This is a genomic window from Enterococcus sp. ARL09-542 (assembly GCF_005234805.1).
Lineage (GTDB): Bacteria > Bacillota > Bacilli > Lactobacillales > Enterococcaceae > Enterococcus_D > Enterococcus_D gallinarum.
Genome location: NZ_QPQX01000002.1, coordinates 1 through 26,439, shown reverse-complemented (window position 1 = coordinate 26,439; position 26,439 = coordinate 1). Strand labels below are relative to the sequence as shown.

The 26,439-nt window shown below is 40.2% G+C and carries 25 protein-coding genes, 1 rRNA gene and 1 riboswitch; of the genes, 2 read left to right on the top strand and 24 right to left on the bottom strand.

The genetic code is table 11. The features are described from left to right. Positions 1-12: 12 nt before the first annotated feature. The 8 genes from DVW06_RS02565 to DVW06_RS02530 form a co-directional block, all read right to left on the bottom strand. Positions 13-468 (bottom strand): GNAT family N-acetyltransferase, encoded by a 456-nt coding sequence (locus tag DVW06_RS02565; protein WP_003126721.1) that lies wholly within the window; start codon positions 466-468, stop codon positions 13-15. Next, positions 455-1,558, bottom strand: coding sequence for an AI-2E family transporter (locus DVW06_RS02560; RefSeq protein WP_005473274.1), 1,104 nt, complete (start codon positions 1,556-1,558; stop codon positions 455-457). Before DVW06_RS02560 ends, DVW06_RS02565 begins: the two co-directional genes overlap by 14 nt. A 403-nt stretch (positions 1,559-1,961) precedes the next feature. Continuing rightward, positions 1,962-2,969: a GNAT family N-acetyltransferase gene (locus DVW06_RS17815; RefSeq protein WP_137264385.1), complete on the bottom strand. Its 1,008-nt coding sequence runs from the start codon at positions 2,967-2,969 to the stop codon at positions 1,962-1,964. A gap of 156 nt (positions 2,970-3,125) precedes the next feature. Beyond that, a complete protein-coding gene (locus tag DVW06_RS02550) occupies positions 3,126-5,024 on the bottom strand; it encodes an endonuclease MutS2 (RefSeq protein ID WP_005473276.1) in 1,899 nt (632 codons plus the stop codon). A 260-nt stretch (positions 5,025-5,284) separates the two neighbouring features. Continuing rightward, on the bottom strand, positions 5,285-6,226 hold the full coding sequence (locus DVW06_RS02545) for an LCP family glycopolymer transferase (protein ID WP_003126727.1): 942 nt from the start codon (positions 6,224-6,226) through the stop codon (positions 5,285-5,287). Then, the gene (locus DVW06_RS02540) at positions 6,223-6,882 is read right to left on the bottom strand and encodes a phosphatase PAP2 family protein (RefSeq protein WP_137264384.1); all 660 of its coding nucleotides are present in this window, start codon (positions 6,880-6,882) and stop codon (positions 6,223-6,225) included. Before DVW06_RS02540 ends, DVW06_RS02545 begins: the two co-directional genes overlap by 4 nt. Positions 6,883-6,896: 14 nt before the next feature. Then, a complete protein-coding gene (locus DVW06_RS02535; RefSeq protein ID WP_005473279.1) occupies positions 6,897-8,066 on the bottom strand; it encodes an FtsW/RodA/SpoVE family cell cycle protein in 1,170 nt (389 codons plus the stop codon). Further along, positions 8,044-9,192 carry an FtsW/RodA/SpoVE family cell cycle protein gene (locus DVW06_RS02530; protein WP_021149610.1) on the bottom strand — a complete coding sequence of 383 codons (1,149 nt, stop codon included), beginning with the start codon at positions 9,190-9,192 and terminating at the stop codon, positions 8,044-8,046. Before DVW06_RS02530 ends, DVW06_RS02535 begins: the two co-directional genes overlap by 23 nt. Before the next feature lie 122 nt (positions 9,193-9,314). After that, a riboswitch (M-box (ykoK) riboswitch) is annotated at positions 9,315-9,504 on the bottom strand. Positions 9,505-9,608: 104 nt separating this feature from the next. On the opposite strand from DVW06_RS02530, the gene DVW06_RS17370 reads away from it, so the two are divergent. Next, positions 9,609-9,860, top strand: coding sequence for a hypothetical protein (locus tag DVW06_RS17370; protein ID WP_238696164.1), 252 nt, complete (start codon positions 9,609-9,611; stop codon positions 9,858-9,860). Here the strand turns inward: DVW06_RS17370 and ahpF are convergent, their stop codons facing one another. From ahpF to DVW06_RS02475, 11 genes are all read right to left on the bottom strand, one after another. Then, the gene (gene ahpF / locus DVW06_RS02525; protein ID WP_021149608.1) at positions 9,861-11,390 is read right to left on the bottom strand and encodes an alkyl hydroperoxide reductase subunit F; all 1,530 of its coding nucleotides are present in this window, start codon (positions 11,388-11,390) and stop codon (positions 9,861-9,863) included. It abuts the gene before it with no gap. A gap of 9 nt (positions 11,391-11,399) precedes the next feature. Then, positions 11,400-11,963, bottom strand: coding sequence for an alkyl hydroperoxide reductase subunit C (ahpC, locus tag DVW06_RS02520; RefSeq protein WP_003126733.1), 564 nt, complete (start codon positions 11,961-11,963; stop codon positions 11,400-11,402). 389 nt (positions 11,964-12,352) lie between these two features. Then, on the bottom strand, positions 12,353-13,318 hold the full coding sequence (locus DVW06_RS02515) for a permease prefix domain 1-containing protein (RefSeq protein WP_003126734.1): 966 nt from the start codon (positions 13,316-13,318) through the stop codon (positions 12,353-12,355). After that, positions 13,315-13,647: a PadR family transcriptional regulator gene (locus DVW06_RS02510; RefSeq protein WP_003126735.1), complete on the bottom strand. Its 333-nt coding sequence runs from the start codon at positions 13,645-13,647 to the stop codon at positions 13,315-13,317. The genes DVW06_RS02515 and DVW06_RS02510 overlap by 4 nt, the downstream gene beginning before the upstream one ends. Before the next feature lie 92 nt (positions 13,648-13,739). After that, the gene (locus DVW06_RS02505; protein WP_003126736.1) at positions 13,740-14,309 is read right to left on the bottom strand and encodes a hypothetical protein; all 570 of its coding nucleotides are present in this window, start codon (positions 14,307-14,309) and stop codon (positions 13,740-13,742) included. 155 nt (positions 14,310-14,464) lie between these two features. Then, positions 14,465-15,421, bottom strand: coding sequence for a siderophore ABC transporter substrate-binding protein (locus DVW06_RS02500; RefSeq protein ID WP_003126737.1), 957 nt, complete (start codon positions 15,419-15,421; stop codon positions 14,465-14,467). A 19-nt stretch (positions 15,422-15,440) separates the two neighbouring features. Further along, entirely contained in the window at positions 15,441-16,199 is a 759-nt protein-coding gene (locus DVW06_RS02495; protein WP_003126738.1) for an iron ABC transporter ATP-binding protein, read from the bottom strand. Beyond that, positions 16,196-17,146, bottom strand: a complete 951-nt coding sequence (locus DVW06_RS02490; protein WP_003126739.1) for an iron chelate uptake ABC transporter family permease subunit — start codon at positions 17,144-17,146, stop codon at positions 16,196-16,198. The genes DVW06_RS02495 and DVW06_RS02490 overlap by 4 nt, the downstream gene beginning before the upstream one ends. Further along, positions 17,143-18,090 (bottom strand): ABC transporter permease, encoded by a 948-nt coding sequence (locus DVW06_RS02485; protein WP_003126740.1) that lies wholly within the window; start codon positions 18,088-18,090, stop codon positions 17,143-17,145. The genes DVW06_RS02490 and DVW06_RS02485 overlap by 4 nt, the downstream gene beginning before the upstream one ends. A 152-nt stretch (positions 18,091-18,242) precedes the next feature. Continuing rightward, the gene (locus tag DVW06_RS02480) at positions 18,243-19,607 is read right to left on the bottom strand and encodes an FAD-dependent oxidoreductase (RefSeq protein WP_003126742.1); all 1,365 of its coding nucleotides are present in this window, start codon (positions 19,605-19,607) and stop codon (positions 18,243-18,245) included. Further along, positions 19,604-21,064 carry a helix-turn-helix domain-containing protein gene (locus DVW06_RS02475; RefSeq protein WP_137264383.1) on the bottom strand — a complete coding sequence of 487 codons (1,461 nt, stop codon included), beginning with the start codon at positions 21,062-21,064 and terminating at the stop codon, positions 19,604-19,606. The genes DVW06_RS02480 and DVW06_RS02475 overlap by 4 nt, the downstream gene beginning before the upstream one ends. Positions 21,065-21,282: 218 nt before the next feature. On the opposite strand from DVW06_RS02475, the gene DVW06_RS02470 reads away from it, so the two are divergent. After that, on the top strand, positions 21,283-22,335 hold the full coding sequence (locus tag DVW06_RS02470) for an SLC13 family permease (RefSeq protein WP_238696163.1): 1,053 nt from the start codon (positions 21,283-21,285) through the stop codon (positions 22,333-22,335). Between the two features lie 54 nt (positions 22,336-22,389). Here DVW06_RS02470 and DVW06_RS02465 read toward each other — a convergent pair whose 3' ends face one another. The 5 genes from DVW06_RS02465 to rrf form a co-directional block, all read right to left on the bottom strand. After that, on the bottom strand, positions 22,390-23,091 hold the full coding sequence (locus DVW06_RS02465; protein ID WP_003126745.1) for a class I SAM-dependent methyltransferase: 702 nt from the start codon (positions 23,089-23,091) through the stop codon (positions 22,390-22,392). Continuing rightward, positions 23,084-24,088, bottom strand: a complete 1,005-nt coding sequence (locus tag DVW06_RS02460; protein ID WP_003126746.1) for a zinc-binding alcohol dehydrogenase family protein — start codon at positions 24,086-24,088, stop codon at positions 23,084-23,086. The genes DVW06_RS02465 and DVW06_RS02460 overlap by 8 nt, the downstream gene beginning before the upstream one ends. 67 nt (positions 24,089-24,155) lie before the next feature. Then, positions 24,156-25,319 (bottom strand): hypothetical protein, encoded by a 1,164-nt coding sequence (locus DVW06_RS02455; RefSeq protein ID WP_229078523.1) that lies wholly within the window; start codon positions 25,317-25,319, stop codon positions 24,156-24,158. Next, positions 25,312-26,193 (bottom strand): hypothetical protein, encoded by an 882-nt coding sequence (locus DVW06_RS02450; protein WP_003126748.1) that lies wholly within the window; start codon positions 26,191-26,193, stop codon positions 25,312-25,314. The genes DVW06_RS02455 and DVW06_RS02450 overlap by 8 nt, the downstream gene beginning before the upstream one ends. A 169-nt stretch (positions 26,194-26,362) precedes the next feature. Then, positions 26,363-26,439 (bottom strand): 5S ribosomal RNA (gene rrf, locus DVW06_RS17810); the annotation flags it as partial.

The following is a 26,439-nucleotide window of genomic DNA, read 5'->3' as shown; positions in this document are numbered from 1 at the left end:
TTTGCGATTTTATCAAAATTTTTTTTGGTAGATATAGGATAGGTCTTTACTATACCATTTTTCACCAATTTTTTTAAAGCCATTTTTTTCGTAAAAACGCTGGTTTCTAAGGGAATATGCTGGTGTTTCTAGTATCCAGTAATCGACGGGAAATCGTTTTTCAAATAATTGCCAAGCAAGAGTCCCAACCCCTTTACCAATAAAATCAGGGTCGAGACAAAAGTAGCAAATCTGGTGTTTACTAGGATTTGCCACAATCAAACCAATAATGCCATTTTCTTGCAGCAGGTAAAGACTGAGATCTGGATCTTGCTTCACTCGTTTCAATAATTCTCCATTATGATAGCCAGATGGACCGTCTCGTTTGTCTGCCCCCAAATGGCATGCGGTATCTGCATCAAAAGAGGTCCGTATTATTTTTGCTAGTACAAAATCTTCTTTGTCCCCTGCATATTCAACGATTTTCATTTTCTTTTCCTTCTTGCTTTACATGTTTTTGCTGTTGATAATAGCGGGTCAAAGTGCCTGCCATGGCCATCACGATCGAATAGACCGGCAGCGCAACGATCATTCCTACAAATCCTAATAAATTCCCGGCGATCAATAATAAGAAGACGGCAATGATAGGATGGATATGTAGCACTTTATTCATGACGATTGGTGAAACAACATACGACTCGCCAAATTGAATGATCGTAATGCCAATAACTAACAAGACTGCTGTTTTCATATCTTGACTCAGAGCAAACAAGAATGCTGGTGCCGCGCCGATAAAAGGACCAAAATACGGAATGATATCTAGAACACCACAGATTAAGCCTAGTAACAAGGCATTTTGCAAGCCTAAAAATGTAAAGATTAGATAGCTGAAGACGCCAACATACAAACAGACAAGTAGCTTTCCGCTAATATATGCTGAAGCAGCTTGATGAAAATCTTGACACAACTGCAGAATAAGAGAGCGAATTTTTTTTGGTGCTTTCGAGACCAAAAGATCAGGAACCTTATGTCCATCTTTAAACATATAAACCAATAGCAACGGAATCGTGAACAAAACAATCGCTGAATGAGAGACGATTGCTACCAAACTTGTCAGACTATTCGTAGCCCCAGTGATAAACTGAGCAGCGAGATTACTGATTTGGTTGATATCCAATGAATCTAACAGTGGACCAAATAATTCCTCAAAAGAAGAATGATCGATATTGTCAATGATTCTGTTGATGATGTAAGGAATCTGATTGATAAAACGTGCCATTTCGTTAATCAGTGCCGGACCGATCACCTGAATGATTAAATAAGCAGCAAAGAGGATCAGAAGCAATGTGACATAAAGAGCGAGATGTTGATTGCTGCTCCTTTTTTTGATCAAATTGAAAAAAGGCAAAAAGATATAAAAAATAAATACAGAAATCAAAACGGGTAAAAAGACACTAGCAAAAATGGCTTCTAGCGGGCGGAAGACAAACAGAATATTTGAATAGATCCATATGCCTAGTCCCACCAAACAAATAAACACAAGTACTGCAAATAATTTCGACTTTTTTAATAGCTCCAAAGAAAAATCTCCTGTTTTTTTGTTAAACAATCATTACTAGTTTAGCATATTCACTATGTCTTAACCGATTTTTTTGTCACAAAAACAAAATTTCAATAAAATTATTTCATTAATGTTATTAAATTTGACGTTTTCTGAGTTCCCGCTAGAAAAATGAAACAAGAGGTTTGCTAGAGACAAGTCCTTGCTACGATCAAAAAAACTAGTGGCATCAGTCTGATAAACCTTCGATCACAACAGTCAAGATCAGCCATTATAAGACGACATCCAGAGGACGGCTTCTTTAGTGATCGAGTGTGTCTTCTTGGTTAAGACTTATGCCACTAGTTTTTCCTACTTCTTTTCTTACTTATTTACCTACTTACTTCCCTGTTTACTTTCCTACTTCTTTTCCTATTATTTATTAGGAAGATAGACCTTCACTAACTTTGTTAGCGGCATATAAAAAGGCGACCGCATGACTTTTCTCCACTGTTTGGAACCCGCAAGCTTCGTAGAAAGCCCGCGTTTTTTTCGTATCGTCAGTTAATAAAATTTTTTGACGAATTTTCGGGTAGTCTCCTACTATTTTTTTTAGTAACGTTTGCCCGATTCCCTGCCGCTGGAATTCTTTCAATACGAGTAAATCTTGGATATACAAAATCGTTTGCTGATCCGTTATTCCTCGCACCAAACCAACTAAGCGCTCTTGCTGCCAAGCAGTGATCATGTGGGATTGCTGAAGTGCTGCCCACAAGACTTCTGGTTCGCGAATATACAAGGACCAGCCAGCATCTTGATACAACGAAAGGATTTGTTGTGGGTCCTCTGGAAGGTGTTTGCTATAGTGAATCGTTGATGAATTGCTTTCTTTCTTTTGAATTGCTGTTCCTTGGCCGTTCTCTGAGACAGCTAGCCATTGGTTATACGTGAGGCTAGTAAAGTGTTCTTTTCTTTGTTCATTTAACAGAGGAACCTCGACTGTTTGAGTTAACTGATAGACAAAACCGCATTTCTGTTGGACGCGCCAAGATTGTTCATTACCATCATAATAGCCTGCCCAAACCGTTAGCTTCGGTTCCCTGGCAAACTGATCAGCAAGGATCGCAGTCAACGCCTCCACTGTATAGCCTTGTCCCCAGTAAGCTTTCCCGATCCAGTAGCCTACTTCAACTGCAGGCGGGAGCATAAATTCTTTGCTGATTGGCATAATACCAATACTGCCAATCGGCATGCCATCTTTCAGACAAATAGCATAAGTCGTTTCATTCGTGTTAAAAACATCCGTAATAATTGTTTCGCTTTCTGCCACAGATTGATGCGGCGACCAGCCGGCTCTTGGGCCGATAGCAGGATCTTTTGCCAACTCAAACAACTCTTTGGCATCAGAATTCTGCCAATGTCTTAAAATTAAACGCGTTGTTTCTATCATCTCTTTCCCCTCTTTCGGACCTTTGCTGTGAGCATCCTATATATTTATTGCATTTCTAGCGCTATTTCTACCATTATTGGAAACACTTGCGTATTGTTGCAAAATAGCTTGATTTTTACTGAAAGTTATCTTCGCTAGCTTATTTCCTGCGATCAATTACGTTTGCGCGCCGTCGCCTTTCGCAAATGCTTGCCTTTCCTGTGCTTGTTTTCTTAATTTCTTTTGCGCTTTCTTCGATCCACGGTCGATATCTCGGTTAAATTTCCGTTCTGCAAATGAATGGAACAGACTCTCCAAGTCATACCCTGCTGGATATAATTCTTCTCTAGACATCAGAAGCTTGACTCTTCTAGTGGGAACGATAACCAATGATTCATCCAGCAAAATCTGTGCTTGATTGCTTTCTAAATAGGCATAAAACAAGCCCGTTTGATTTGTCTCTGTGTAAGAGATGCGATCGCCTTTTTTTAAAGTAGCCACGGATACTTGCTGTCGTTCTTTCTGGATGCCTTTAAATACTGCTTTTTCCGTTGGATACTGTTTCGTTTCTAAGTATCGTTGTGCTTTAGCAACGATTTCTTTAGAGACTGACATCTTTTCTGCGATCCAAAAGGCATTACTGGTACCCACAGCATCAGAAAGCAGCCGATATTTAGGTGTCAATGTTTCTGGATCAAAAGCCATTGCAGCCGTATGGAAATCTTGATGATCAATAGCAAACTGTTTGATTTCCCCATAGTGGGTAGTAGCAATCAAAAGCGCACCTGAATGATAGATGGCTTCCATGATCGCAATCGCTAAAGCAGCTCCTTCATTTGGCTCTGTTCCGCTGCCGATCTCATCCAGCAATACAATGCTTTGCCGTGAAGCATGCTTGACGATTTGGGCAATGTTGTTCATATGTCCCGAAAAGGTACTTAATGCGTTCGCTAAACTTTGTTGATCCCCAATATCCATCCACAGATTTTTCAAAAATGGAACCTGACTTCCCCCAGCATGTGAAGGAAAGAGACCATAGTGCGCCATCACACAAACCAGTGCCACAGTTTTTAACACCACCGTCTTCCCACCGGCATTGGGACCTGTGATCACCAGACAGCGAGCATCGTAACCAAGTTGTAATGACAGAGGAACTGCTGCTGCTCCTAACAATGGGTGTCGAACTTCCTGTAAGTCGATTACTTCTGCTTCATTGATTTCTAGCGGAACACCATGAATTTCACGACAGTATTTTGCTCGAGCAAAGATGATGTCCAATTCAACCAATACATCCAGACAGGTAAAAATTTCTGTTAAGTTTTCTGCAAGCAGTCCAGTCAATCCAGCTAAAATTTGATACTCCTCGGCAGTCTCCTCTGCTTTGGCCATTATCAAGCGATCGTTCAAGCGAATCGCTGCTTCTGGTTCAATGAAAACTGTTGCCCGTTTATTGGAGCGTTCAATAATCTGCCCTTTGATCTGATGTTGAAATTCGGAGCGCACAGGTAGTGTGTAGCGATCATTTTTTTGAATGATTCGTGCATCTTGTAATAGTCGTGGATCTTGCAAAAACTTTGAAAAGACTTTTTTCAATTCTGCTTCATGCTTGGCTATTTGTCCCCGGATTTTCCTAAGTTCACGACTGGCATCGGTGTCAATCCGGCCATTTCGGATTTTGTCAAAAATTGTTTGTGCGGTGTCTGAAAAATCCGTTAATCCTTGCGCATAGCCAGTAAGCCGCGGTGTCTGCCACTGGTTTTTTTCAAACATCTGACGGATCAATCGAAAAGACCGTAAAAAGTCTCCATAATCGATCAATTCTCTCGGCTCTAAAATCAAGCCTTTTTCGATTTTTGTCGTATGATGCAAAATATCAGACAGGCCCATGAATGGTACTTGTTGCCCAGAGCCTAAGAGGGCCATTGCTTCTTTTGTCTCCGCTAGTCTTTTTCTAGCGGAATGAATAGAAGAGGCCGGTTGTTGTTCGGCAAATCGTTGCTTGCCATAATCACTAAGGATTCGTTGACTAACAGTTGTTTTAATTGTGTCAAATTCAGTTTCTTGTGGGATATTCATATGAGGTCCTTTCTTGTGCCCGTGAAACGTCTCTCCTCCACGTTCAAAAAAAGTGTACAAAACAGGTGACAGTTCCCCATCACCTGTTTTTATCAATAACGATTTTGATCGGTATCTGCAGGCACAACAAATAAACTTAGTATTGTTTATTTGTTTAAATTTGCTGGTTAGATACCTAAGACACTCATCAAGAGACCTCTTTCTTTTTTTGAACGATTTTCTTTATTTTAGTATATCTATGATCGAATTGTCAACATCATCTATTCTGCCGGTTCATTATGTGTTTGCATATCCAATTCAGAATGTAATCGCTGGATCACTAGCTGTCGTTCCTCATCAGAGATTGCTTGGTAAGAAATCCCTGCTTCTCCTTGCAATCCATCTCCCGTAAAGCCTGTCCCCTGTATTTGATAGAGATCAACTGTTGTTAGGGTAGACTGGTAACTCGTTATTAATCGTGAGATCTGCTGAAAAGTGAGATCCGTTTGGCCGTTTTCTCCAACGATCGACATGAGCTCTTGGTACTGGAACAAACTTGACAGAGACAGCAATTCTTTAGCGAGGAGCTCAGTCACTTGTCGTTGTCGTCTCTGCCGGCCATAATCCCCTTCTGGATCATCTTTACGCATCCGAGTATACTGAAGTGCTGCCCAACCATCTAATTGAAGCTCCCCCTCTGGGTAATGAATTTTCTCAGCCGTAAACTCAAAATCGTTGTAAACTGTGATTCCGCCAATCGCATCTACAAGATCTACCATGCCATCCATATTGATCGAGAAATAATGATGAATTGGGATCTGTAAAAATTGTTCGATCGAAGCGATCATCATTTCGGCGCCCCCAAATGAGTGGGCATGATTGATTTTATCTTTGAAACCTTTACCAACAATCTCTACATAAGCATCACGAGGAATACTTGTAATGGATGTCCGCTTATTTTTTGGATTCAATGTCACGATCATGATCGTGTTCGCACGATAGTCTGTTTTTCGCTTGGAATCATTTGCGATACCCAAAAGGAGCAGACTTAGGGGTTCTACCTCTTCAATTACTGTTGCTTCTCGCCCTTTAATCGGTGCGTGCATGGTTTGAACCGTTTGTTCTGCACGAAGAACGATGCGCAGCGCATAGACTGTTCCAACGGTCACAAGCAGTGTTAAACTAACCAAAAGCGTCAGCCAAACTTTCTTTCCATTCGTCATGGTCTTCTCCTTTGCTTGAATTTATCGGATAAATTGTTACTTTTACTCGTAAGAATCCTTTCAGTCCATTCATAAGTCATCAATGTGATCCCACTTGCTAAACAGATACTTGCGAGGGTATCGCTTGGGTAATGAACGCCTAAATAAAAGCGGGAAAATATTACTAAAAAAATGAAAGAGCCGCCGAGGATAGCCAACAGACCTTTTTTCTTAAACAAAAATCGAGTGAAAAGCAAACAGGTAGTCACCAGTGTAACAGCTAGCAGGGTATGGCCACTGGGAAAGCTGTGTGAATCGCGAACCATCCCAGCTTCTAGGACTGGGCGTGGCCGCTGAATCAGCCATTTCATCACTTGACCGATACCACTCACTACAATCAGATTTCCTATTCCCCAGATTGCCCAAACTCGTTGCTGCTTTTTCCATAAATAGATGCCCAAAAGCAGAAATAAACCAGTTATTGGTAGGATCGTAGCAGTCGAAGCGATGCCCAACATGATTTGGCCTCCTAAAGCAGTGCGCATCTGAGGCAAATTCCAAAAGAGTCGGTCTATCCTTTGAAACCAGTGTGGCTGATGCAAGACTAGGATCGTCAATAAAAAAAACAATGCAATAAAGCTAAGACTGACCGTCATCCGACGAGTTCGATTGAACATTTTAGTAAACTCCTTTAATTTATTGGGAAAGTTTTTTTCGGGGCATACGCCTTCTCCAGCCCAAAAATAATGCCTAAAGAGAGACCAACTGCAATCAGCGAGGTCCCACCTTGACTCAGAAATGGTAGTGGAATACCCGTCAAAGGCAGTAATCCAATCGCCGCCCCGATATTTTCAAAAATTTGAAAAACCAAACCAAAAACAAACGTGATCGATAGATAGACCGAGGCTTTATTATTTGTCCGCAATGCTGCAAAAATGATCTGATAAATCAAATAAAAATAGAGAAAAATTACTAATGAACTGCCTAAAAATCCAAATGATTCTCCGATGACTGTAAAGATCATATCGGATTCACGCACAGGAACGTAGACAGGAATGTGCGTGTCACTTGCCCCGAGGAGACCACCTGAACCAATTGCCCACATACTTTGTACTTGTTGGTAAGCAATCGAGTCTTGATAAGCAAAAGGATCTGCCCAAGCTTTGACTCGATCCAATTGATAGGGTTTAAAATGCAATCGAAACAACATCGTATTCCCCCAATCAGTAAAGACTAATAGCAATAACAGTCCGCCAACCACAGCCAATACCGTAAAAATTACTGTCAACAGTTTCCAATGGACACCGGAAATAACAAATAGTGCGCCGAGCATTACGATGAAAACCAAACTAGTACCAAAGTCCCGTTGCATATACATCAATAGAAAAGTCGGCAAACTATAAAGCACTATTTTTAGAATGTAGAAACAGTCAGATTTGATTGTTCGCTGAATCTGTCTTTTTTCATATAAGAGTGTGAGATACACCATAAACAATACAAAAGCCAATTTCATAATCTCAGAAGGCTGCAATGTGAAACGGCCGATTCGGATCCAACGTTTTGTATGGGTCAACTCAAACATGACGGGATCATAAAACCAGTACAATAATGTCATCAATCCTAGAGAAAGAACATAAAAGATGCCAGAGAACCGCAATAAAAAAGTCGTCGAAAGTAAACTGCCCGCAAACAATGCGATTGCGGCAATGATGCAAAAAAAGAGTTGCCGCACAACAACCGGTCCCGGATCAATGCCATCCAGCACACTGGCACCATATTGAACCGCAATACTCAATAAAAAAAGTAAGAAAACCGGTAGAATCAGTGCATAATTCACTTCATGTCGTTTGAAGTACTTCATTTGCTTCCCTCCCTCTTTCCAATTTGAGGCAAATACCAAAAGCAAACGAAAGAATAAAGTAACTGGAGCCACCATAACTAATAAATGGTAAAGGAACCCCTGTCATAGGCATTAACCCTAAGATACTTGCGATGTTGATACTTGTTTGCAATAACAACAATGTGGCAGTTCCTAATAGAATCAAGCCTATTTGTGAATCAATAGCTGTTGCCGAACGAATAAACAGGCGCAACACAATTAGAAATAATAATCCAATTACAAAAATCCCTACCAAAAGGCCAAGCTCCTCTACCAATACCGAAAAAATGAAGTCTGTCTCCGCAACGGGTAAGAACCCTTTTTTCGTGATGCTATTGCCTAAACCCAACCCGCTTAATCCGCCATTGAATAATGCATAATAGGAATGAATCATTTGGAAACCTTGACCATATGGGTCAGAAAATGGATCTCCAACAAGTTGGATCCGGTTGTATACATGCATGAAGAATTGTGGTAACCAGCCGTGTTGTCCTAAAAAGAGGACCGCACCTCCTAAAAGAAATAAACTGGAAATCAGTGCAGTAAATAGCAGGAATGTGACTTTGACTGGCACTTGAACAGTCGTGATCATAACAAAAGCCAAAAATAGTAAAATCATTACTCCTGCAACTTTAGGCTGCATTAGAACCAGCCCACAACATAGAAATAAGAGAAAGAGCGGCTTTTTTAATTCATTGAAAGATCGTTTGTCCTTAAAATAGTTTGCCAAATAAAGAATCATACCGACATTTGTTATTTCTGAAGGCTGAAACTGAATGCCAAAAATCGAAATCCAGCGCTGAGCACCGTTAACTGATACCCCGAAAAATGGCAGGTAGGCCAACAGTAACATGACAATGCCAAAGGCCAATAGTCCCACAGCTAACTTTTTGCTTAACAAAATTTCGACGCGGGTTTTTTGAATCAAAAGAATCATTCCCCAACTCAACAGCAGAAAAATCAGTTGTCGCTGGAACAACGCGGCCGGTGCACCCCCAGCAGTCATCAACCGGTAAGAACTTGCACTATAAATCATTAAAAGACCGATGATACTCAACAGCAAATAAGCTGTGATAAGTAACCAATCGATCTTTCTCTTTTTACTCATATCGTCCACTCCTTCCCTTGGAGCAGGTGATTTCAGACGTTATTTATTTTATCCATTTACGTTTTGAAACATACTCAAGAAAAGAAAAAAAGCCAAACTTCTCTCAAGACGTTCGACTTCGCAAGCAATCTCATCGTCCGAGTTTTGGCACTATACAACGTAAAGAAGAAGCAAATTAGTAGTATTTATTTCTTCTTAGCTATTTTATGAAGAGCCTTAATCCGACAATTCCTGTTTTACACATTGGCGTCTTTCGACGTTTCTGCGCAATAGCTTATGTTTGTATAGGAGCCTCACCTAACAAGGTTATCCGTTATTTTTATTCATCCTGAATGTTACCTTTTGTTCCTCATGATGACAACTGAATTCCGCAATTTTGTGTTTTTCTTTAATTATTCTTAAACATCTTTAAGCAATTGACTAATTCCCCTGTTTTCTCACAGCTCATTGAATCGCTGCCTTTTTTAGTTAGAGATTTCTCGTTATTTTCAGGACAAAAAAACTGCAACAGCCATTTGCCATCGATCCATCGAGACCCAATCAACTGGCAACTATTTGACCGAAGTTCAGCCATCAGCTGCAATGATCATGGATCAAAAATGAATCAAATTGGTAAACGGCGTTGCAGTCATTCCTTGTACCTATTTAAAGGATCAGTCCGCATTTGATTATTGGCGAATCAAATAATCAAATGCGCCTAACGCTGCTGTTGCTCCTGAACCCATCGAAATAATAATTTGCTTGTAGGCACTGTCTGTACAATCTCCGGCAGCAAAAACTCCAGCAAGATCTGTAGTTCCATGTTTGTCGACAATGATTTCATTGCGTTCATTCAAAGCCACTCGATCTTTCAGCCATTCTGTATTCGGCATCAAGCCAATCAAAATAAAGACGCCTTCCACAGCTAAAGTGGCTTCACGATTTGTCTGCCGATCCACATAAGTCAGCTGCTCCACATGATCGGAACCCGCAATTTCCTTGGTAGCAGCATTGGTGATGACCGTCACGTTTTCCAATGTTGCTAGTCGTTTTTGTAAAACAAGGTCTGCTTTTAATTCCGGCAAGAACTCCAATACATAGACATGTTTTGCCATACCTGCCAAATCAATCGCTGCTTCAATACCAGAATTACCGCCACCAATAACTGCCACTTCTTTACCAGCAAACAACGGACCATCGCAGTGAGGGCAATAAGCAACCCCTTTATTTTTAAACTCTTGCTCTCCCGGAACGTTAATGTTCCGCCACCGTGCACCAGTGGCAAGGATCGCTGTCTTTGTTTTCAAAACAGCACCATTCTCTAATTCCACTTCCACGAATTCATTTTTGCGGATATCTTTGGCACGTTGTCCTTTCATGACATCTACATTATACTCATTGACATGTTCTTCCACTTGACGCATTAATTTTGGTCCTTCTGTGTAAGGTGTACCGATCATGTTTTCGATTCCTAATGTTTCCATCACTTGACCACCGAAAGTTTCCACCACCATGCCTGTATTGATCCCTTTACGGGCAGCGTAGACAGCAGCACTTGCACCCGCTGGACCGCCCCCTACGACCAACACGTCAAACAGATCTTTATCTGCAAACGAGTCTTTGCTAGTCGGACCAGCAGCTTGTTCAAGTAATTGTTCGATCGTCTGACGACCGCTAGCGAATTCTTCCCCGTTCAAAAAGACGGTTGGTACGGCCATAATTTTTTTGGCATCTACTTCCGCTTTGAACATACCACCTTCGATCATCGTATGACTGATATTCGGATTCAAGACAGCCATGATATTCAACGCCTGTACGACATCCGGACAATTATGGCACGTCAGACTAACATATGTCTCAAAATGCAAAGGCTGAGAGATTTGTTTGATACGGTCTTGAATCGCTTGTTCGACCTTTGGCGCCCGGCCACTAACTTGCAATAAAGCTAAAATAAATGAAGTAAACTCATGCCCGAGTGGAAGACCTGCAAAAGCAATGCCACTGTCGATACCTGGTTGCATAATTGTAAAGCTGGGTGTCCGATCTGCAGTTACTTCTTCGATCGTAATACGTTCGGACATTTCTGCGATTTCTTCTAAGAAATCACGAACTTTTTGTGAGGCGTCATCTGTACCAAGACTAGCTGCGAAAACAATTTCAGATTCCAGCATTGCCAGATACTGTTTCAGTTGTTCTTTAATTCCATTATCTAAAGCCATGTCAACCTCCTATATTTTTCCAACTAGATCAAGACTTGGTGTTAAGGTGTCTTCTCCTTCTTTCCATTTAGCTGGGCAAACTTCACCTGGATGTGTCCGCACGTATTGGGCAGCACGAATTTTGTCGATCAATCCACTAGCATCGCGTCCAATTCCATCCGCATTGATTTCAACCGTTTGAACAACGCCATCAGGATCGATAATAAAAGTACCTCGTTGCGAAAGGCCACTTTCTTCATCCAGTACATCAAAAATACGAGAGATCGTGTGAGAAGGGTCAGCAACCATAATGTATTCGATCTTGCTGATTGCATCAGAGTGATCATGCCATGCTTTGTGGGTATAGTGAGTATCTGTCGAAACAGAATAAACTTCAGTTCCTAGTTCTTTCAATGCTGCATATTGACCTTGTAGATCTTCTAATTCCGTTGGACATACAAATGAAAAATCTGCTGGGTAAAAACAAACCACATTCCATTTTCCTTTGAAATCTTCAGATGAAACGTCGATAAATTTTCCGTTGTGATAAGCTTGTGCTTCAAATGACTCAATTTCTTTTCCAATTAATGACATAGCGATTCCTCCAATTAGAATTATTATTTGAGAATAATCTCTCTTAATTATTAGTCTAAAGCCAGTGGAATTGCAATAGTCTCTTTGCATTTTTTTAAACAAAATGAATTTCTCCTCATAAATGAGCGTTTCACTTTCATTTTAAAATGATTTCTGGGAAAATAAATATATTCACTTTTCTAACAATTATACCCTCAAGGCTACTCATTCTCATTTACAAGGATATTTTCTCAATAACTTTAAGTCACTTTTCACTTTGTCAAATTCATCAAAGTGAAAAGTTTTTATTTGTCCAAACCGATAAGAAAAACACCTGAAGGACTCCTCTTCTGCTCTAGCAGAACCTCGGATCTTTCAGATGTTTATCAAAAACTATTTCAAGAAATTCCTTAGCGCTTATTTTTCTGATGAGGCAAAAAGAAATCTTGAAAAACCCCACCCAAGATGAAGATTACCCATGAATAGGCCCAGCTTCCTGTTGAAAATGACCAGAGGAAGTAAACCACAAGGATCACTGGCCAATAAACCGTATTAAAAAAGCGAACTTTTCCTGCGGATTCTCCATAAATGTGTTGCGCTGCCCGTGGTCCGGGTTCATCTTCATTAGAAATAAAGTAAACGCCATCGGCCATTTTGGCAAATCCTGTGCGGATGATACTGACATAGACGATAAAGAATACTCCTAATGCAACTGCCGCAAAAAACAGTCCTAAAGCTAAACCACTGGGAATGTAAAGAATAGCTTCCATCAAGAAAAAGGGTGTCACCGACAGAATACATGCAGAAATCCCTAGCACCAGACCAAATCGAAAACTCTTTTCATAATCTTCCAATTGCTTCCGCGCCTCTTGTTTTACTTCTTGATCAAATGGACGATCGTTTAATTTTCGTTTTGATGCAGAATAGTTCAAGCCGGAGGTAATAATAAAGCCCACGCCCAATGCAACAAACATGAACATGACTAATAGTCCTAAGCCACTATCGATTTCATTGGCAAAAAAGAGAAATATTCCAAGAGAAGCGATACATAACGCAATACCTAAAGAAAGTGAGAAGGCAAAACGGCGAATCTTCCCCCAAAAATCAAAGGCTTCATCGATTGTAATAGCATCTAACCAGGCTTCTTCTGCAGTATCTTCTGACTGCGCTACTTGCAGTTCTTGAAGCAACTCATCAATTGATCCAAATTCACTGATCACAGCCCCGATTGCTTCATGCTCGCTTTTTCCTTGTTCAATCAATTCATGGTAATGGTCTTCCATGATCGCAGCCAAATCCTCTTTGGCTTTCTTTGTTTCTGGCGTGGTGGGTACATTCAAAAACAAACTATCTAAATAATCCCGGATGGTTTTCATTTTGCTCCTCCTTGTAAAAAGCGCTCAACAACAATTTTTGTTTGCTGCCACTCTTGTTTTTTTACTTCTAAAAATTCTCTTCCTGCCTCACTGATTTGATAATAGGTGCGTTTCTTTCCATGAGTCACTTCTCCAGGATACGAGCGGATCAATCCTTGTTTTTCCAAACGTGTGAATGCAGAATACAATGTTGTTTCCTTAATGATATAGAGCGAATCTGTTTTTTCACGTATCTGTTTTGAAATGTCGTATCCATAGGAATCATCTTTGGAAAGAATCGATAAGATGATTGCATCATTGTATCCCCGAATTCCATCGCTGGATATCACTCGATCCCCTCCTTAAAATTACTTTACCTGTCGTAATAATTATAAATCAATTACTACGACAGGTAAAGTAAATCTGTGATTCTTTTTTTAATTCAGTCTTGAGACCGAGAAACATCCGCTAACGGTTGAACATCAATTACCGGTAAAAACACTTCATCAAATTTTATGAAACTCCCACCTTCTGTTAAAACTTTGATCTGCTGTCCTTCTCGAAGCTGCCAACTGTCGCTGCTTTCGAAATAATACAGACCAAAATCTGATGAATAACGTGATTCCGCGTTTTTCTTCGTCTGAAAACATGCATACCCATCCTCATAGACTTTCATGACCGTCCCTTCGACCCATTCCTTTTGAGGCGGGAAAAAAATCATCTTTACGCAGATTATCCAAAGCGCAAGTAAACCCGCACCGACCAAATAGTTTTTGTGCCCCGGTTTGGAGGGCCAATAATAGGAAATGAAAACCAACAACAAAATAGCTAATCCGCTGCCCATTAAGACTGTCCCCCACTTTGGCGCGAGCCCCACCTCTGTTTGTAATGTAATTTTTTCTGCCAAAGTCAATAGCTCAAAGTCTGCGATCGGGATCAGGTTCACCCGAAGAAATAATCCCCCTATTAACAGTACTAAACCTAAGGCAGCCGCCAGCAAATATTTGTGCATTTCGGAATCCGCTCCTTCCCTTTGAACCTAGCATACCTGAAAAAAACTAAATTTGGTTTAAATTGAATAAATTGTTTTCAATACAAAAACAGTTGCGAACATCCAACATTCGCAACTGTTTCTCATTTAAGCCATCCTTATTCGATAACAAGCCTTTAATCTTTTGCAACAGCCGGTTCAACATCAGACAACATAATGTCCAATGATTCGATCCCAGATCCTGCTAAATACCAAACTTGCGGATTTAATTCGATCACTTTCCCGTTTTTTCCAGCAGTTGTTTGCTGAACCAATTCATTTTCAGTCAACGTACTCTGGCTTGTATCCCCACCGATTGCTTTTGTACGATCAATAACAAAAATAATATCGGGATTTTTTTCCAGTAAATATTCATAAGAAATATTCTGCCCATGAGTCGATGCTTCTAATGTATCATCGACTGGCGTAAACCCAAATGTATCATAAACAATGCTATATCTTGATCCCAAACCAAAGGCAGAAAGACTACCTTCATTCATCATGACAACTAATGCTTTTTCCTTGCTGGCTTCTGCAGTTTCAGAAAGATTCGCGATTCTTGTTTGCAGAGCAGTCAACTGTTTCTTGGCTTCCTCTTCTTTTCCGAAGATTTGGGCAATAGTTTGAATGTTGTTATCGATCGATGACCAAGTGTTTTCGTTGTCTACACTTAGAAAAATCGTTGGTGCAATTGCTTCCAGATCTTTTTGAAAGTCTCTTTGGCGGCCAGAGATAATGATCAAATCAGGTTGGATCTGATTGATTTTTTCTAAGTCAGGTTCTTTGATACCACCTGCAGAATCAACCGCAGCATAACTCTTTAAATAGTCAGGCATATTGCTCGTAGCAGCTCCTACAACACGATCTCCTACGCCTAAAGCATCCATTGTATCAAGTGCACTGTTATCGAAAACAACGACTTTTTTTGGTGAAAATGGCACAGTCACTTTGCCATTACTATCTGTCACTTCGATTTCGGCAGGCGCCGCTGCAGCCGTTGAGGCACTTGTTGACTCTCCTTTTTCTTGAGAGCCGCATCCTGCTAACCCCGTGATCATTACCAATACAGCCAAACTAAATACTATTTTTTTCATATACTCCTCCTATGGTCTCTTAATTAAAATAATAACAAAAGCGCTGTCCATCCACTTCGACTATCTTAACTTCTAAGTCATAAAGTTCTTTTAAAACAGGCTCTTGGATCACTTCTGCAACTGTGCCTGTTTTGAACAAACTTCCTTCTTTCATCGCTACGATATGGTCTGCATATCTGGCAGCAAAGTTGATGTCATGCAATACGATCAATACGGTTTTCCCATGATCTTTGACTAATTTCTCCAATAAGTGCATCAACTGATTGGCATGTTTCAAATCCAAATTATTCAGCGGTTCATCCAAAAGGATATACTCGGTATCTTGGGCAAGAATCATCGCCAAATAGACCCGTTGAAGCTGCCCACCAGATAATGCATGGATCGAGCGTTGCCGAAATGATTCTAAAGATAAAAGTGTTAATGATTCTGAAATGATTTGTTCATCTTCTGGCGTTGATCGTCCCCGATTATAGGGAAACCGACCAAAAGACACCAGTTCTTCTACGGTCATATCAACCGTAAAACCGTTACTCTGTTGCAAAAAAGCGAGATTCTTAGCTAATTCTTTCGAACGCCATTGTCGAATCTCCTTTTCTTTGAAATAAACTTCTCCAGTAGTCTGCTCCAACATGCGGCTGATAATCGAAAGCAATGTACTTTTTCCGGCACCATTTGGACCAATAAAGGCAATCAATTGATTTTCCGGCAACTGCAAGGACAAATCAGTCAACACGCGCTTGTCTTGATAACTCTTTTCGATTCCTTTTGTTTCAATCATTGTCCTTTCCTTTCTTTGACTAGTTTTCCTAAAAAGAAGATTCCGCCTAAAAATTGAATCACTGTATTGATCGTTGTGTTCCATTGAAAGACTTGCTCAACAAAAAATTGGCCGCCGACTAGTAATAAAAACCCTAAAAGTGCTGATCCAACAAACAATGTGCCATGTTTATATGTTGGAAATAACTGATAGGCAATCGTTGCCACGACAAATCCTAAAAAGACGGATGGTCCTACTAAAGCAGTAGCAGTCCCCGATAATAAAGACAGCAAGAAAAGACAACTCTTCTGGATCATTGAAACCGATAGGCCTAAACTTTTTGCATTTCGAACACCCAAGACCATAACATTCAATTCTGGAATCAATAGCGATAATCCAATCAGCCCAATTAAAATAATTCCAGCAGCCAGTAATAAATGCTGACTATTGACATTGCTAAAACTTGCAAATAGACGCCCTTGCAACAAATCATATTCATTGGGATCCATGATGACTTGAAGAAATGAACTGATACTAGTGAACATAGTACCGCTGATCATTCCCGCCATCAGTAATAGAAACAATTGATTATTGGCTTTTTTATAAAAGGTCTGAATGATGACACTGCTTAATGTCCCGGTAGCTAAAATCGAAAACAAAAAAACGAAAGGTGTTTCCTGACTCAACATGCGGATTCCTCCTAAGAAGAAAAATAGTATCGTCTGGATCAGCACATATAATTGATCCAATCCTAAGATACCGGGAGTCAGATACCGATTTTGTGTCAGTGTTTGTAAAGTGATCGTGCTAAACGAGACAGCTATTGCTACTAAGCCAAAGGCCACTATTCGCTTTCCCCGTAATTGCAGTGCGAAGGACCAATTGCCATATGTATTGTAGGTAAGGTATGCGCCAACAGCTATCCCGATGAGTATGAACAAGAACATATAACGCCGGATAATTCTCATACCATTTTTCTCCTCATCAATAAGACTAGAAAGCTAATACCGCCAATCGTTCCTGCTACAACGCTGACCGGCAATTCATATGGGGCTATTAAAATCCTTGCTAGCAAATCACACAAGAGCAAAAAGGCACTGCCGGAAAAACTGATCAGAAAAAGGTTGTTTCGAACATGGTCTCCTGCAAATAAAGCAACGATATTAGGGATGATCACACCAAGGAATGGAACACTGCCTACTAAAAGCAAGACCACACTACTGGCAAAAGCAACCAGTGCAAATACGAGCAAGCGTAAAACGTGGTAGTTGATGCCAAGATTTTTTGCAGCTGTCTCTCCTAACCCGGCAATCGTTATTTCATAGGCAAGGAAATACAAAAGAGCAAAAATTGGTAGTGTCAGATAAATCAATTCATAATTGCCCTCGATCACGGTAGCAAAGTTCCCCTGTAACCAGGAAGAAACATTTTGCACAAGTTGAAAGCGGTATGCAAGAAAGGAACTGACTGCGCCAATCACATTCCCGAACATCACACCCGTTAAAGGCAAAACCATCGGATCTTTCTTAGGGATCAAGCGACTTAGCCATAAAAATAGCAAAACCCCCGCATAAGAAAATAAGAAAGCAGCGGTTGTTCGCAGGAGTCCAGATGCATTGGGCAGCCATAACATGACGATCAAGATCCCTAGGCGGGCACTGTCAGTCAAACCGATCACGTCTGCTGCAACAAATTTATTTTGCATCAGATGCTGAATGATTTTTCCACATAAGCTCATGACAGCCCCTGCAAGCAAGAGACTAATCGTACGAGGAACGCGTACTTTCAGCAATATCATCCAATGACTCTCTTCTCCTGCCATTAAACCAGCTAGAGACATGTCATGTGCGCCCACAAATAAAGACCCAGTGATCAACAAGAGAAGCAAAATGGCCAGACTCATTTTTCTCATATACTAACCCTTTCTAATGAGAACGATTCTCATTCTCTCTAGTTAGTTTAAGCGATTCCGCTTTTAATGACAAGGCTTTTTGCAAAAAAAAAAGATAAACCTACTCTTAACGTAGGTTTATCGAATAAAAAAACTTTTAATATATAACACATTTAATTCACATGAGATTTCAAGAGACCTTCGATGGCCAATTGATTCAAAAAGTGCAGCGGAAAAGATATCGTTGGATTGAAAAAGTAATCCATCGTAGCCAATTGATCAAGAGTCATGTAAGATGTGATCAACGTAGAGACCGTATTGATGATCTCCAAACTGCCGCGATCGCTTGTAATGATCTGCCCTCCCATGATTACTCGTGTTTCCTTGTCAAATACCAGTTTCAATGTCACTTCAAAATTATTTTCTACTTCGAAAAACGTACGTGCATGGAACGTACGTGTGACAGAATCGACGTCAAAGCCATAATAAGGTGCTTCCGTTTCATTGATTCCAGAGCTGCTCACAAAATATCCAAAGAGCTTGCTGACCACTGTGCGCTGCATTTTAGGAAAAGGGATTTTTTTTGCAGACAAAATATTTGTTGCCGCGACGATACCGGTTCTATACGCATTGGTCACCAGCGGTACATAGAGTGAACTGTCTGAATGATTGAATGGGATCGAGACTAAGTCGCCGACAGCATAAATGCTTGGATCGGAAGTTTGCAAGAATTCATTGGTGTCGATCGTCCCATCTGGGTTCAACTTCAGAAAGTCAGCGACCAGGTCAACATTCGGTCTTGGATTGACTGCATAGACAACGATATCCGCTGGCAAAAAAGTGCCATTGGCAAGTTCAATTCCCGCCAGCTCTCCGTTCGTAGTTTGTTTTGCTGCGACCACGCTGCTGTTCAGATAGATTTGTAAATTTTCTGGAAAACGTTCGATCAAAATCTGAGAAATCTCTTGGTCGAAGTAGCGGAAAAGCAAAGTATCCATCCGATCAATCAAGAAGACCTCTTTATCCTGTCCACTTAGTGATTCCGCTAATTCAAAACCTATCAGACCGGCACCCACAATGGCCACTTTCTTGGCTTCCTGTACTTTGCTCAGAGCTGCTCGAGACTGGGCAATCGTTTTGTACGTGGTAATGTGCTCTTTGACTTCTTCCGTAAAAGCATTCCGAAAATTACTGGACCCCATAGCTAAAATCAAATAATCATATGAGATCGTGTCTTTTTCGACACAACTAGCCGTTGATGTTTCAAAAGAAACGTTTTTTTCTGCCGCTGCAATCTTTACGACGCGGCTATTGAGCATCACATTGATCCCTTCTGACAGTAATTCACTGGCAGTAGCAGTGCGGGAATCTTCTAGACGCTCAATATATCCCTCTAATACTAAGTTCAAACTGCTAGCGATATAGCCCAATACATTGGATTTTTCAATGATGATCACTTCAATTTTATCATCCATCTGTTTTAAATGACGGGCTGCTGCTATACCAGCATGAGAGCCTCCAATAATGACAATCCTCATAACTTCTCCAACTCACTTTCAAGATTTTCCCTTCGAATTTCATCAATCACTTGATGCAGCCGTTGCTCTTCAAAACGATCGATCACACCTGTCAAGACCAGGAGCTTTTTGTAGTGATAGTTTTCGGCAATCTGCGGTTGATCCACAATCAGCAGATCATAATCGGTTGATTGTGCAGTTTCCACCTGCATGTAAGGATATCCAGAAAGCTGTTTGGCCAAAAACCGCCGCAAAACATCCGTACGTAATTGATTTTGAGACAGCAGAACACCGATTTTCAGCTCTTTTTGTTGTTTCTCTTGCAACCATTCAATAACAAACGACAAATCATGGATGAGCTTTCTCTGTTTCTCCTCAGAAAAAGGCCCAGTGGCTTGTGCCAATGTTTCAACTGCTTGATTCGCTACTTCCGTGATGGTTCCCCGCAAAAAATGCGGAGGAAAATCGGCAAATGAAGTCAACGAGCCCTTCAAGTAGCGTGCTCTAAGAACGATGATTGCTAAAAAACGACTGATTTCTGGATAATGAACTTGTATATCAAGAGATTCATCCGCAAAAGTTTTCATCAATACTTGACTCTCAGCGGCTAAATCTAGCATAAATTCCGAATCAGTGTCCTGCTGGTGATCCATGACTACTAATCCTTCCATCATCAAAAACAAATAGAGGTAAACAGCTTCGTAGTCACTCCACGAAATGGCAAAACGGCTGAGATAACGTCCTAAAATATTTCGTAGCACTTGAAAAGTAGGATCATTTTCTACTTGTTTTAAGAGGCCTTTCGATGACTCATGTTGCTGGGAACTCCTAAAATCGAAACGGGCTTCCATCAAACCAAACCATAAGACCAATTTCCAATTATTCCGTGGATCAATTGATAAGCCAAGTTGCTGTTCAATCACCCGAATCAAGTTTCGAATAGCTGGACTCTTAAAGGTTTCATTGATTTTTGCTAACGGATAACTCTGCGAAAAAAACGAATAAAAGAAAAAGCGGATTTGGCGCTCATCGCCGATCAGTTTCTTATTTTTCAATTGAAGACTAAATTCCTCCAACAAGTGATTGATCGATTTGAAATGACGAAAAAGCGAGGCCTCGCTAAGCGTCAAATCCAACATGAGTTTCGTTGTCGATCCTTCGCGATGGAAAAAGAGATATTCAATAATTTGAAAATCCACCGCTTCTGATAAATACGCATAAAAAAAATGCTGAATAGAAAAATCAAGCGGTAATGTTAAATGCAAACGATCATTCTCTTTTGTTTCTAACAATGCCTCTGCATGGAAAACAGAAAGATTGTCACTCAAATGCTGAATCTCCTTTTGGAGCGTCGGTGAAGAAATGGATAACTTATTTGCAAGAGTTTTATAGGAAATTTCTGAACCATGCTGAAAGAAGATGGTCAATATCTGAAAATGGACTTGCTGATTTTTTTCTAATAGTTGCATCAAATTCATCGATTCTGCTCCTTTTTCATTCTAGTTCTAATTTCCCAATAAACGCTTCGTTTGTCAACCATATTGAGCGATAGGATTTCACAGTATATGTCAAAACCGAGAATATTTCTTTGCTTCTCTAAAAGAGTCCATGGTAAAATTTGAAAGAAAGGAGCACGCATGTTAAAAAAATATTCTTCTTTTTCCAAAGCGATTTATTATTTTCGATTTCTTTCTTTTTGGCGCTTGTTGCGAGTTCATTTGGACGTTTTGATGTCCACTTTATTGATTTTCAAGTGATTTTGACCTTGTTTGGTCTCATGCTGACTATTAATGGGCTTGAAAAAGCCGGTTTGTTGAATTTCATTGGTCAACGTTTGCTCTCTAAGAGTCATTCTCTCCGAGCACTGATTCGAACGATTGTTTTATTAAGTTTTTTCAGCTCGATGGTACTAACGAACGATGTGGCGATCCTGACTTTACTACCTATGTATCTTCTGATCACCAAAGGCATTCAGGAACAAAAAAGCGTTCTTCTCGGCGCAGTTTACCTGATTGTAGCCGCTAATTTAGGCAGCAGTTTATTTCCCTTTGGGAATCCGCAAAATCTCTTCTTGTTTTCTTTTTATAATTTACCTTTGACTACTTTTTTGCAAACGACAGGTATGATGGTTGTCCTATCATTAACTCTGTTAGTAGGATCCATTCAATTATTGCCAGCATCCCCTCTCATCATCAAAAAAACCACGCATTTTTTTGAGAAAAAATACATGGTACTTTATCTTGGTTTAATGGCACTGATGATTTTGGGAATCTTTCATGTCGTTCCTTTCGTCCTCTCGGCATCGATCGTAGCATTCGTGGTCTATTTTTTTCAAAAAGAGCTCTTTCGTTCAGTGGATTACCGTCTCTTAGTCACATTCGCTTGTTTCTTTGTGATTATCGGAAATATCAACGAACAAGACAAGTTGATTGAAATGATCCAACCCTTCTTCCAAAAAGAACAACAAGCCTTTTTAGGCAGCATCACCCTTTCTCAGGTGATTTCCAATGTCCCAGCAGCGATTCTGATTGCTCCTTTTACAACCTACAAGAAAGCTGTTTTGTTGGGGGTAAATGTGGGTGGCTTGGGCACATTGATTGCTTCGTTAGCGAATTTGATTGGTTACAAATTGATCAAGCAAGCTCTCCCTCAAGAACAAAAAAGATTCCAACACAAGTTCTATATGGTGAATATCCTTTACTTATTCATAATCGGTTCAATCGGCTATCTCTATTTAGGGATAGGCTAATAGACACTAGTAGGCAAGCAGCTGTCCCTGAATATACAGGACAACTGCTTGCCTTCAAACGATTAGGAGTTCATAATCGATCTCCGTCTTACTAATTGCTTTTTTCTTTTCTCTAAAAAGGGAACGGCTTAGCTGCAGCAATTCTGACTGTGGAATATCCAGTTGAAAATAGCGGTAAAAAAATTCCCGATCAATGATTTCTTCATAAGCATAAGAAAAAAGATGAGTAGAAAAACTGATTTGTTCTTCCAGAAGCCATTTCTTATAGACAGAAAGTAGCTTTTCATCTTTGTGATCGTTCTGTTCCAGTGGTTGAAAGATATTTTCTTTGGTCCGAACGATCCGCAAAATCAATAAGCGACGACTTTTTTCTACCAGAGAAATCAGCTGATCTTTCTCGGTCAACGCTGGATTCATTGCAGTAAATATCAAGGGATAGGTGATCTTATCAGCAAGAAACTCTGCTTGTGTTTGCAGTCGAAAGTCTACTTTTTGTTGAGGATCTTTTACATAACGTCTAGCTGCTTTCAACATTTCCACTGAAAAATCAATGGCCAAATAACGCTTTGTATCAGGTAAAATCGCTGGAATATAGCGGCCACTTCCCGCAGCTAAATCAACAAAAGAGCTTATTGGCAAAATTCCGTTTGTCTTTAAAAATGTTGCTAGATCCTCAGCAATCGTTAATTGTGATTCTTGCTGGATCTCTGCATATTCTGCCGCAAAATCATCCCAAAATTCTTGTTCCTCACTCATGGAATCCTCCGGAGATGACTACCTTCCCTGGACTGCCTTTTTCTACTAATGCGGTTGCTTCAATCAAATTTTCGATCGTCAGGCCTGTTTCAAAACAGGTGGTGATCGTAGAATGGATTTTTTGTTCATTGACTAGATCAACAATTTTTTTTAAGATCGCTCCTTGACTAGCCAAATCCACTTGATAATCGGTTTTTGCAAACATATATTCCCAGTAAAAGTCCACTCCGATATTTTTAAATGGGTTAAGATCTAATGGACCGCGCGTATTAACGATCATTCCGATTTTACCAAATGGGCGGATCAATTGAGCAAATTGATCGATGTAATCGGAAATGTCATAAAAGACAGCAATATAGTCAAAGGTGGTTTCAACCTGATCTTGTAGCGGGTAATGGTAATCGAGTGGGTGCGCTACCCCATTTTTATCTAGCCATTCATGATTTGTGGGGCTGGCAGTGCCATATACTTCAAGCCCGGACCAATGTGCCAGCTGGGCGGCAATCGATCCCACTCCACCACTTGCATTGATGATCAATAGTTTTCCTTGATTGGCTTTTTCTTTAGGAATCAACCCAAATTTCTCAAATAGAAGTTCCCAGGCAGTGATACTTGTTAAAGGCAATGCTGCCCATTCCGCTAAATTTTCTAAAGAGACTTTCGCTACTAAGCGTGCATCCACCGCTTGATATTTCTGGTTCGCCCCGTCTCGCTGTGTTGTTCCACTGTACATCACCGGGTCGCCCACTTGAAATTCTGTGACCTGATCGCCAACTTTTTCAATGATTCCGCAAGCATCATATCCTTGGATCACGAAATGACCAGATTTGGTCGTCGTTTGGCGACGCTTCGCATCAATGGGATTGACCGATACGGCTTCAACTTTTATCAATAGATCATTTGCTCCTATTGAAGGCATGTCCAAATCTTTCGTTTGAAAAACATTACTGTTATCTAAAGGCATTCCCTCATAAAATCCGATCGCACGATTCAACATTACATCATTCTCCTCTCCTAAAAAAAGCTAAAATAACCTTAATGATTATTTTAGCTCTTATGCTTGTTTAATGCGAATAACTAGGTACTACTAATGGAACTAAAAATTCGTAAGAAGTGAAGAAATCTAACAAGGAACGTTTTCTTCGATCTGAATCAATAAACAAATGGGTCCGATCATCAGCCATCCGAATCGTCAAGCGTTGTTTTTTATCTAAGAAGATCTCATAGTCTTCATACTCTGCTTTGACAAAATCATAGCCTTGATTTTCCATCGTAGTAATAAAGATTTGGTCCAAAATGTCTGTTGTGATCGGAAACTCAGTCTCTAAATCCACTGCAAGTTCTTGCGTATTATCAATGAGACTTGGTGAAACCATAAATGAAGATGCGCGAAAATGAGTTAAGAGTAAATTGATATCGTAATTAAACAGTGACAATTGATTGACCGTAAATATTTTATCTGTATACCATTGCCGCAATAGATATAAGATTTGATGGTCGTTGACCCGCACTTCTCGTGTGTCAGAATAAATCGTGAGTAGCGGCAAGTACTGTGATTCATATTGAGAATTGATCGGATTTAATTTAAAATATAAATCCATTGCTTTTTCCTCATTCAATTGAAACTTCACCAAGAAGTGCTTTGTTTTCCAAACATCGTAGTTGTCGGTTGGCATCAATCCAATCGATCGCAAGGGTTTCAAGAATTCATAAGCATAGTATTCCAGTAACGTCTTTTTTGCGATAATTGAAATATCCTGGTTGCCAATGATCAATGTTTGGTAGTGATGACATAATTCATCAAAATCAGCTTCCATAATGGCTTTGCGTAAGCGCAAATCTGCTAATTCAATTTCTGCTTGTTCAATCAAGCTTTCAATTCTTTGGTGATCGCTTTCTTTCGTTTCATAGTATTCATCATAAGGTTCTCCAGGTTCTCCAGGTGCTTCAGGTGCTTCAGGTATTTCAAGCTCTGCAGACTCTGTAGAGTCAATGATTAGCCTTTCGCTATGGCCTTCTTCAGCAGATTGTTGGTACAAGTCTTCCTGATCAATTGCCGTTGCTTCAAGCTCATCCGATTCTATTTCAACTGTTTTTAGTTCATCAGCGGCGGTTGCCCACTCATTTGTTTCCATTATTTCCAGTTCGCTCTTTGACGTAGCTGTTTCGCGAATCCCATCTTCTGTTTGTTCTTTCATTAGGGGCGTTTTTTCTTCCTCATTATTCATCTGCGATCGACTCCTCTCCTAGATAGCTCATTAAGAAAGCTTGCAATCGTTCGTTCATCTCTTGCAACGAACCAAAATAGTGATCGATTTGACGAAATTCTTTTTCGACGATTGCCTTTTTTAAGCGCAAGGCGTGATATTGCTGCATTAATCGTTCTTTTTCAAGAAGCACGTCTTGTTCGTTTTGGGAATAGCGAGACCATTCTTTTTGTTTCGCTTCTACTTTTTTTCGTTCTTGGACTAATGCTTCTAATTCCTCATCGATTTTTCCGCGATTAAAAAATCCTTTTGATTCTGACAACTCGTTTTCACTACGCTTAATGCGATCGATCTCCTCTTGCAGTTTTTGAATCTCGGATTGAGCCGCAATGGCTTTGGCGTCTAAATTATCCATCTGTTGTTCAATGGCTGTCAGCATATCACGATTGCCGCGTTGAAATTTACGCCACTCATCATCAATAGCAGGAATCACAAAGATTTCTGGAACACTGGCATCAATGCCAATTGTCGGACGTTCATGGTAGTATTCACCTATTTTATAATAATGAACCGTAGGTGAAATTCGATCGGCATGTATCATGAATGGAAAAGTAGCGACAAAACTGTCATGGATTTTCCGCGCCAGCAACTCATCGATTTCATGATTTTGATTGGATGTTTCTTTCAATTCTTTGTGCAGGCGGCCATTGTAGATTCGATAAATCTCCGGAATGTCTTCCTTTTCAATCGCTGTTTCGAACGCTTGCAGGTCTTGAAGCATCTGACCAATATTTTTTGAAGCGACTTCTTTGATTTCTGTAAATGGAACTGCCGACGACGTTTCGTTACGTTCATTGTCTACTGGATCCTGTTCTTTTTTAAGCTCCTCAGTCATACTATCCCTCCTAAAAACTCTTCATAAACAGTGTATCATTTTTTCGCAAAAAAAGTTATTTTAAGTCACCTAAATTTTTTGCACCATGTTTTTGGCAGACTCATCGCTGATCCCGTTACTTTTAAACAAAAAAAAACCTTATATCAAATATTTGATATAAGGTTAACTTGCGTGGCGACGTCCTACTCTCACAAAGGGAAACCCTTCACTACAATCGGCGCTAAGAAGCTTAACTTCTGTGTTCGG

What these genes read in the sequence shown, in the direction of transcription:
- DVW06_RS02565 (WP_003126721.1), bottom strand. Translation starts at nt 468, where the DNA reads ATGAAAATCGTTGAATATGCAGGGGACAAAGAAGATTTTGTACTAGCA.
- DVW06_RS17815 (WP_137264385.1), bottom strand. Translation starts at nt 2,969, where the DNA reads ATGATAGAAACAACGCGTTTAATTTTAAGACATTGGCAGAATTCTGAT.
- DVW06_RS02550 (WP_005473276.1), bottom strand. Translation starts at nt 5,024, where the DNA reads ATGAATATCCCACAAGAAACTGAATTTGACACAATTAAAACAACTGTT.
- DVW06_RS02545 (WP_003126727.1), bottom strand. Translation starts at nt 6,226, where the DNA reads ATGACGAATGGAAAGAAAGTTTGGCTGACGCTTTTGGTTAGTTTAACA.
- DVW06_RS02540 (WP_137264384.1), bottom strand. Translation starts at nt 6,882, where the DNA reads ATGTTCAATCGAACTCGTCGGATGACGGTCAGTCTTAGCTTTATTGCA.
- DVW06_RS02535 (WP_005473279.1), bottom strand. Translation starts at nt 8,066, where the DNA reads ATGAAGTACTTCAAACGACATGAAGTGAATTATGCACTGATTCTACCG.
- DVW06_RS02530 (WP_021149610.1), bottom strand. Translation starts at nt 9,192, where the DNA reads ATGAGTAAAAAGAGAAAGATCGATTGGTTACTTATCACAGCTTATTTG.
- ahpF (WP_021149608.1), bottom strand. Translation starts at nt 11,390, where the DNA reads ATGGCTTTAGATAATGGAATTAAAGAACAACTGAAACAGTATCTGGCA.
- ahpC (WP_003126733.1), bottom strand. Translation starts at nt 11,963, where the DNA reads ATGTCATTAATTGGAAAAGAAATTGAGTCATTTGAAGCACAAGCTTAT.
- DVW06_RS02515 (WP_003126734.1), bottom strand. Translation starts at nt 13,318, where the DNA reads ATGAAAACCATCCGGGATTATTTAGATAGTTTGTTTTTGAATGTACCC.
- DVW06_RS02505 (WP_003126736.1), bottom strand. Translation starts at nt 14,309, where the DNA reads ATGCACAAATATTTGCTGGCGGCTGCCTTAGGTTTAGTACTGTTAATA.
- DVW06_RS02500 (WP_003126737.1), bottom strand. Translation starts at nt 15,421, where the DNA reads ATGAAAAAAATAGTATTTAGTTTGGCTGTATTGGTAATGATCACGGGG.
- DVW06_RS02495 (WP_003126738.1), bottom strand. Translation starts at nt 16,199, where the DNA reads ATGATTGAAACAAAAGGAATCGAAAAGAGTTATCAAGACAAGCGCGTG.
- DVW06_RS02490 (WP_003126739.1), bottom strand. Translation starts at nt 17,146, where the DNA reads ATGAGAATTATCCGGCGTTATATGTTCTTGTTCATACTCATCGGGATA.
- DVW06_RS02485 (WP_003126740.1), bottom strand. Translation starts at nt 18,090, where the DNA reads ATGAGAAAAATGAGTCTGGCCATTTTGCTTCTCTTGTTGATCACTGGG.
- DVW06_RS02480 (WP_003126742.1), bottom strand. Translation starts at nt 19,607, where the DNA reads ATGAGGATTGTCATTATTGGAGGCTCTCATGCTGGTATAGCAGCAGCC.
- DVW06_RS02475 (WP_137264383.1), bottom strand. Translation starts at nt 21,064, where the DNA reads ATGAATTTGATGCAACTATTAGAAAAAAATCAGCAAGTCCATTTTCAG.
- DVW06_RS02465 (WP_003126745.1), bottom strand. Translation starts at nt 23,091, where the DNA reads ATGAGTGAGGAACAAGAATTTTGGGATGATTTTGCGGCAGAATATGCA.
- DVW06_RS02460 (WP_003126746.1), bottom strand. Translation starts at nt 24,088, where the DNA reads ATGTTGAATCGTGCGATCGGATTTTATGAGGGAATGCCTTTAGATAAC.
- DVW06_RS02455 (WP_229078523.1), bottom strand. Translation starts at nt 25,319, where the DNA reads ATGAATAATGAGGAAGAAAAAACGCCCCTAATGAAAGAACAAACAGAA.
- DVW06_RS02450 (WP_003126748.1), bottom strand. Translation starts at nt 26,193, where the DNA reads ATGACTGAGGAGCTTAAAAAAGAACAGGATCCAGTAGACAATGAACGT.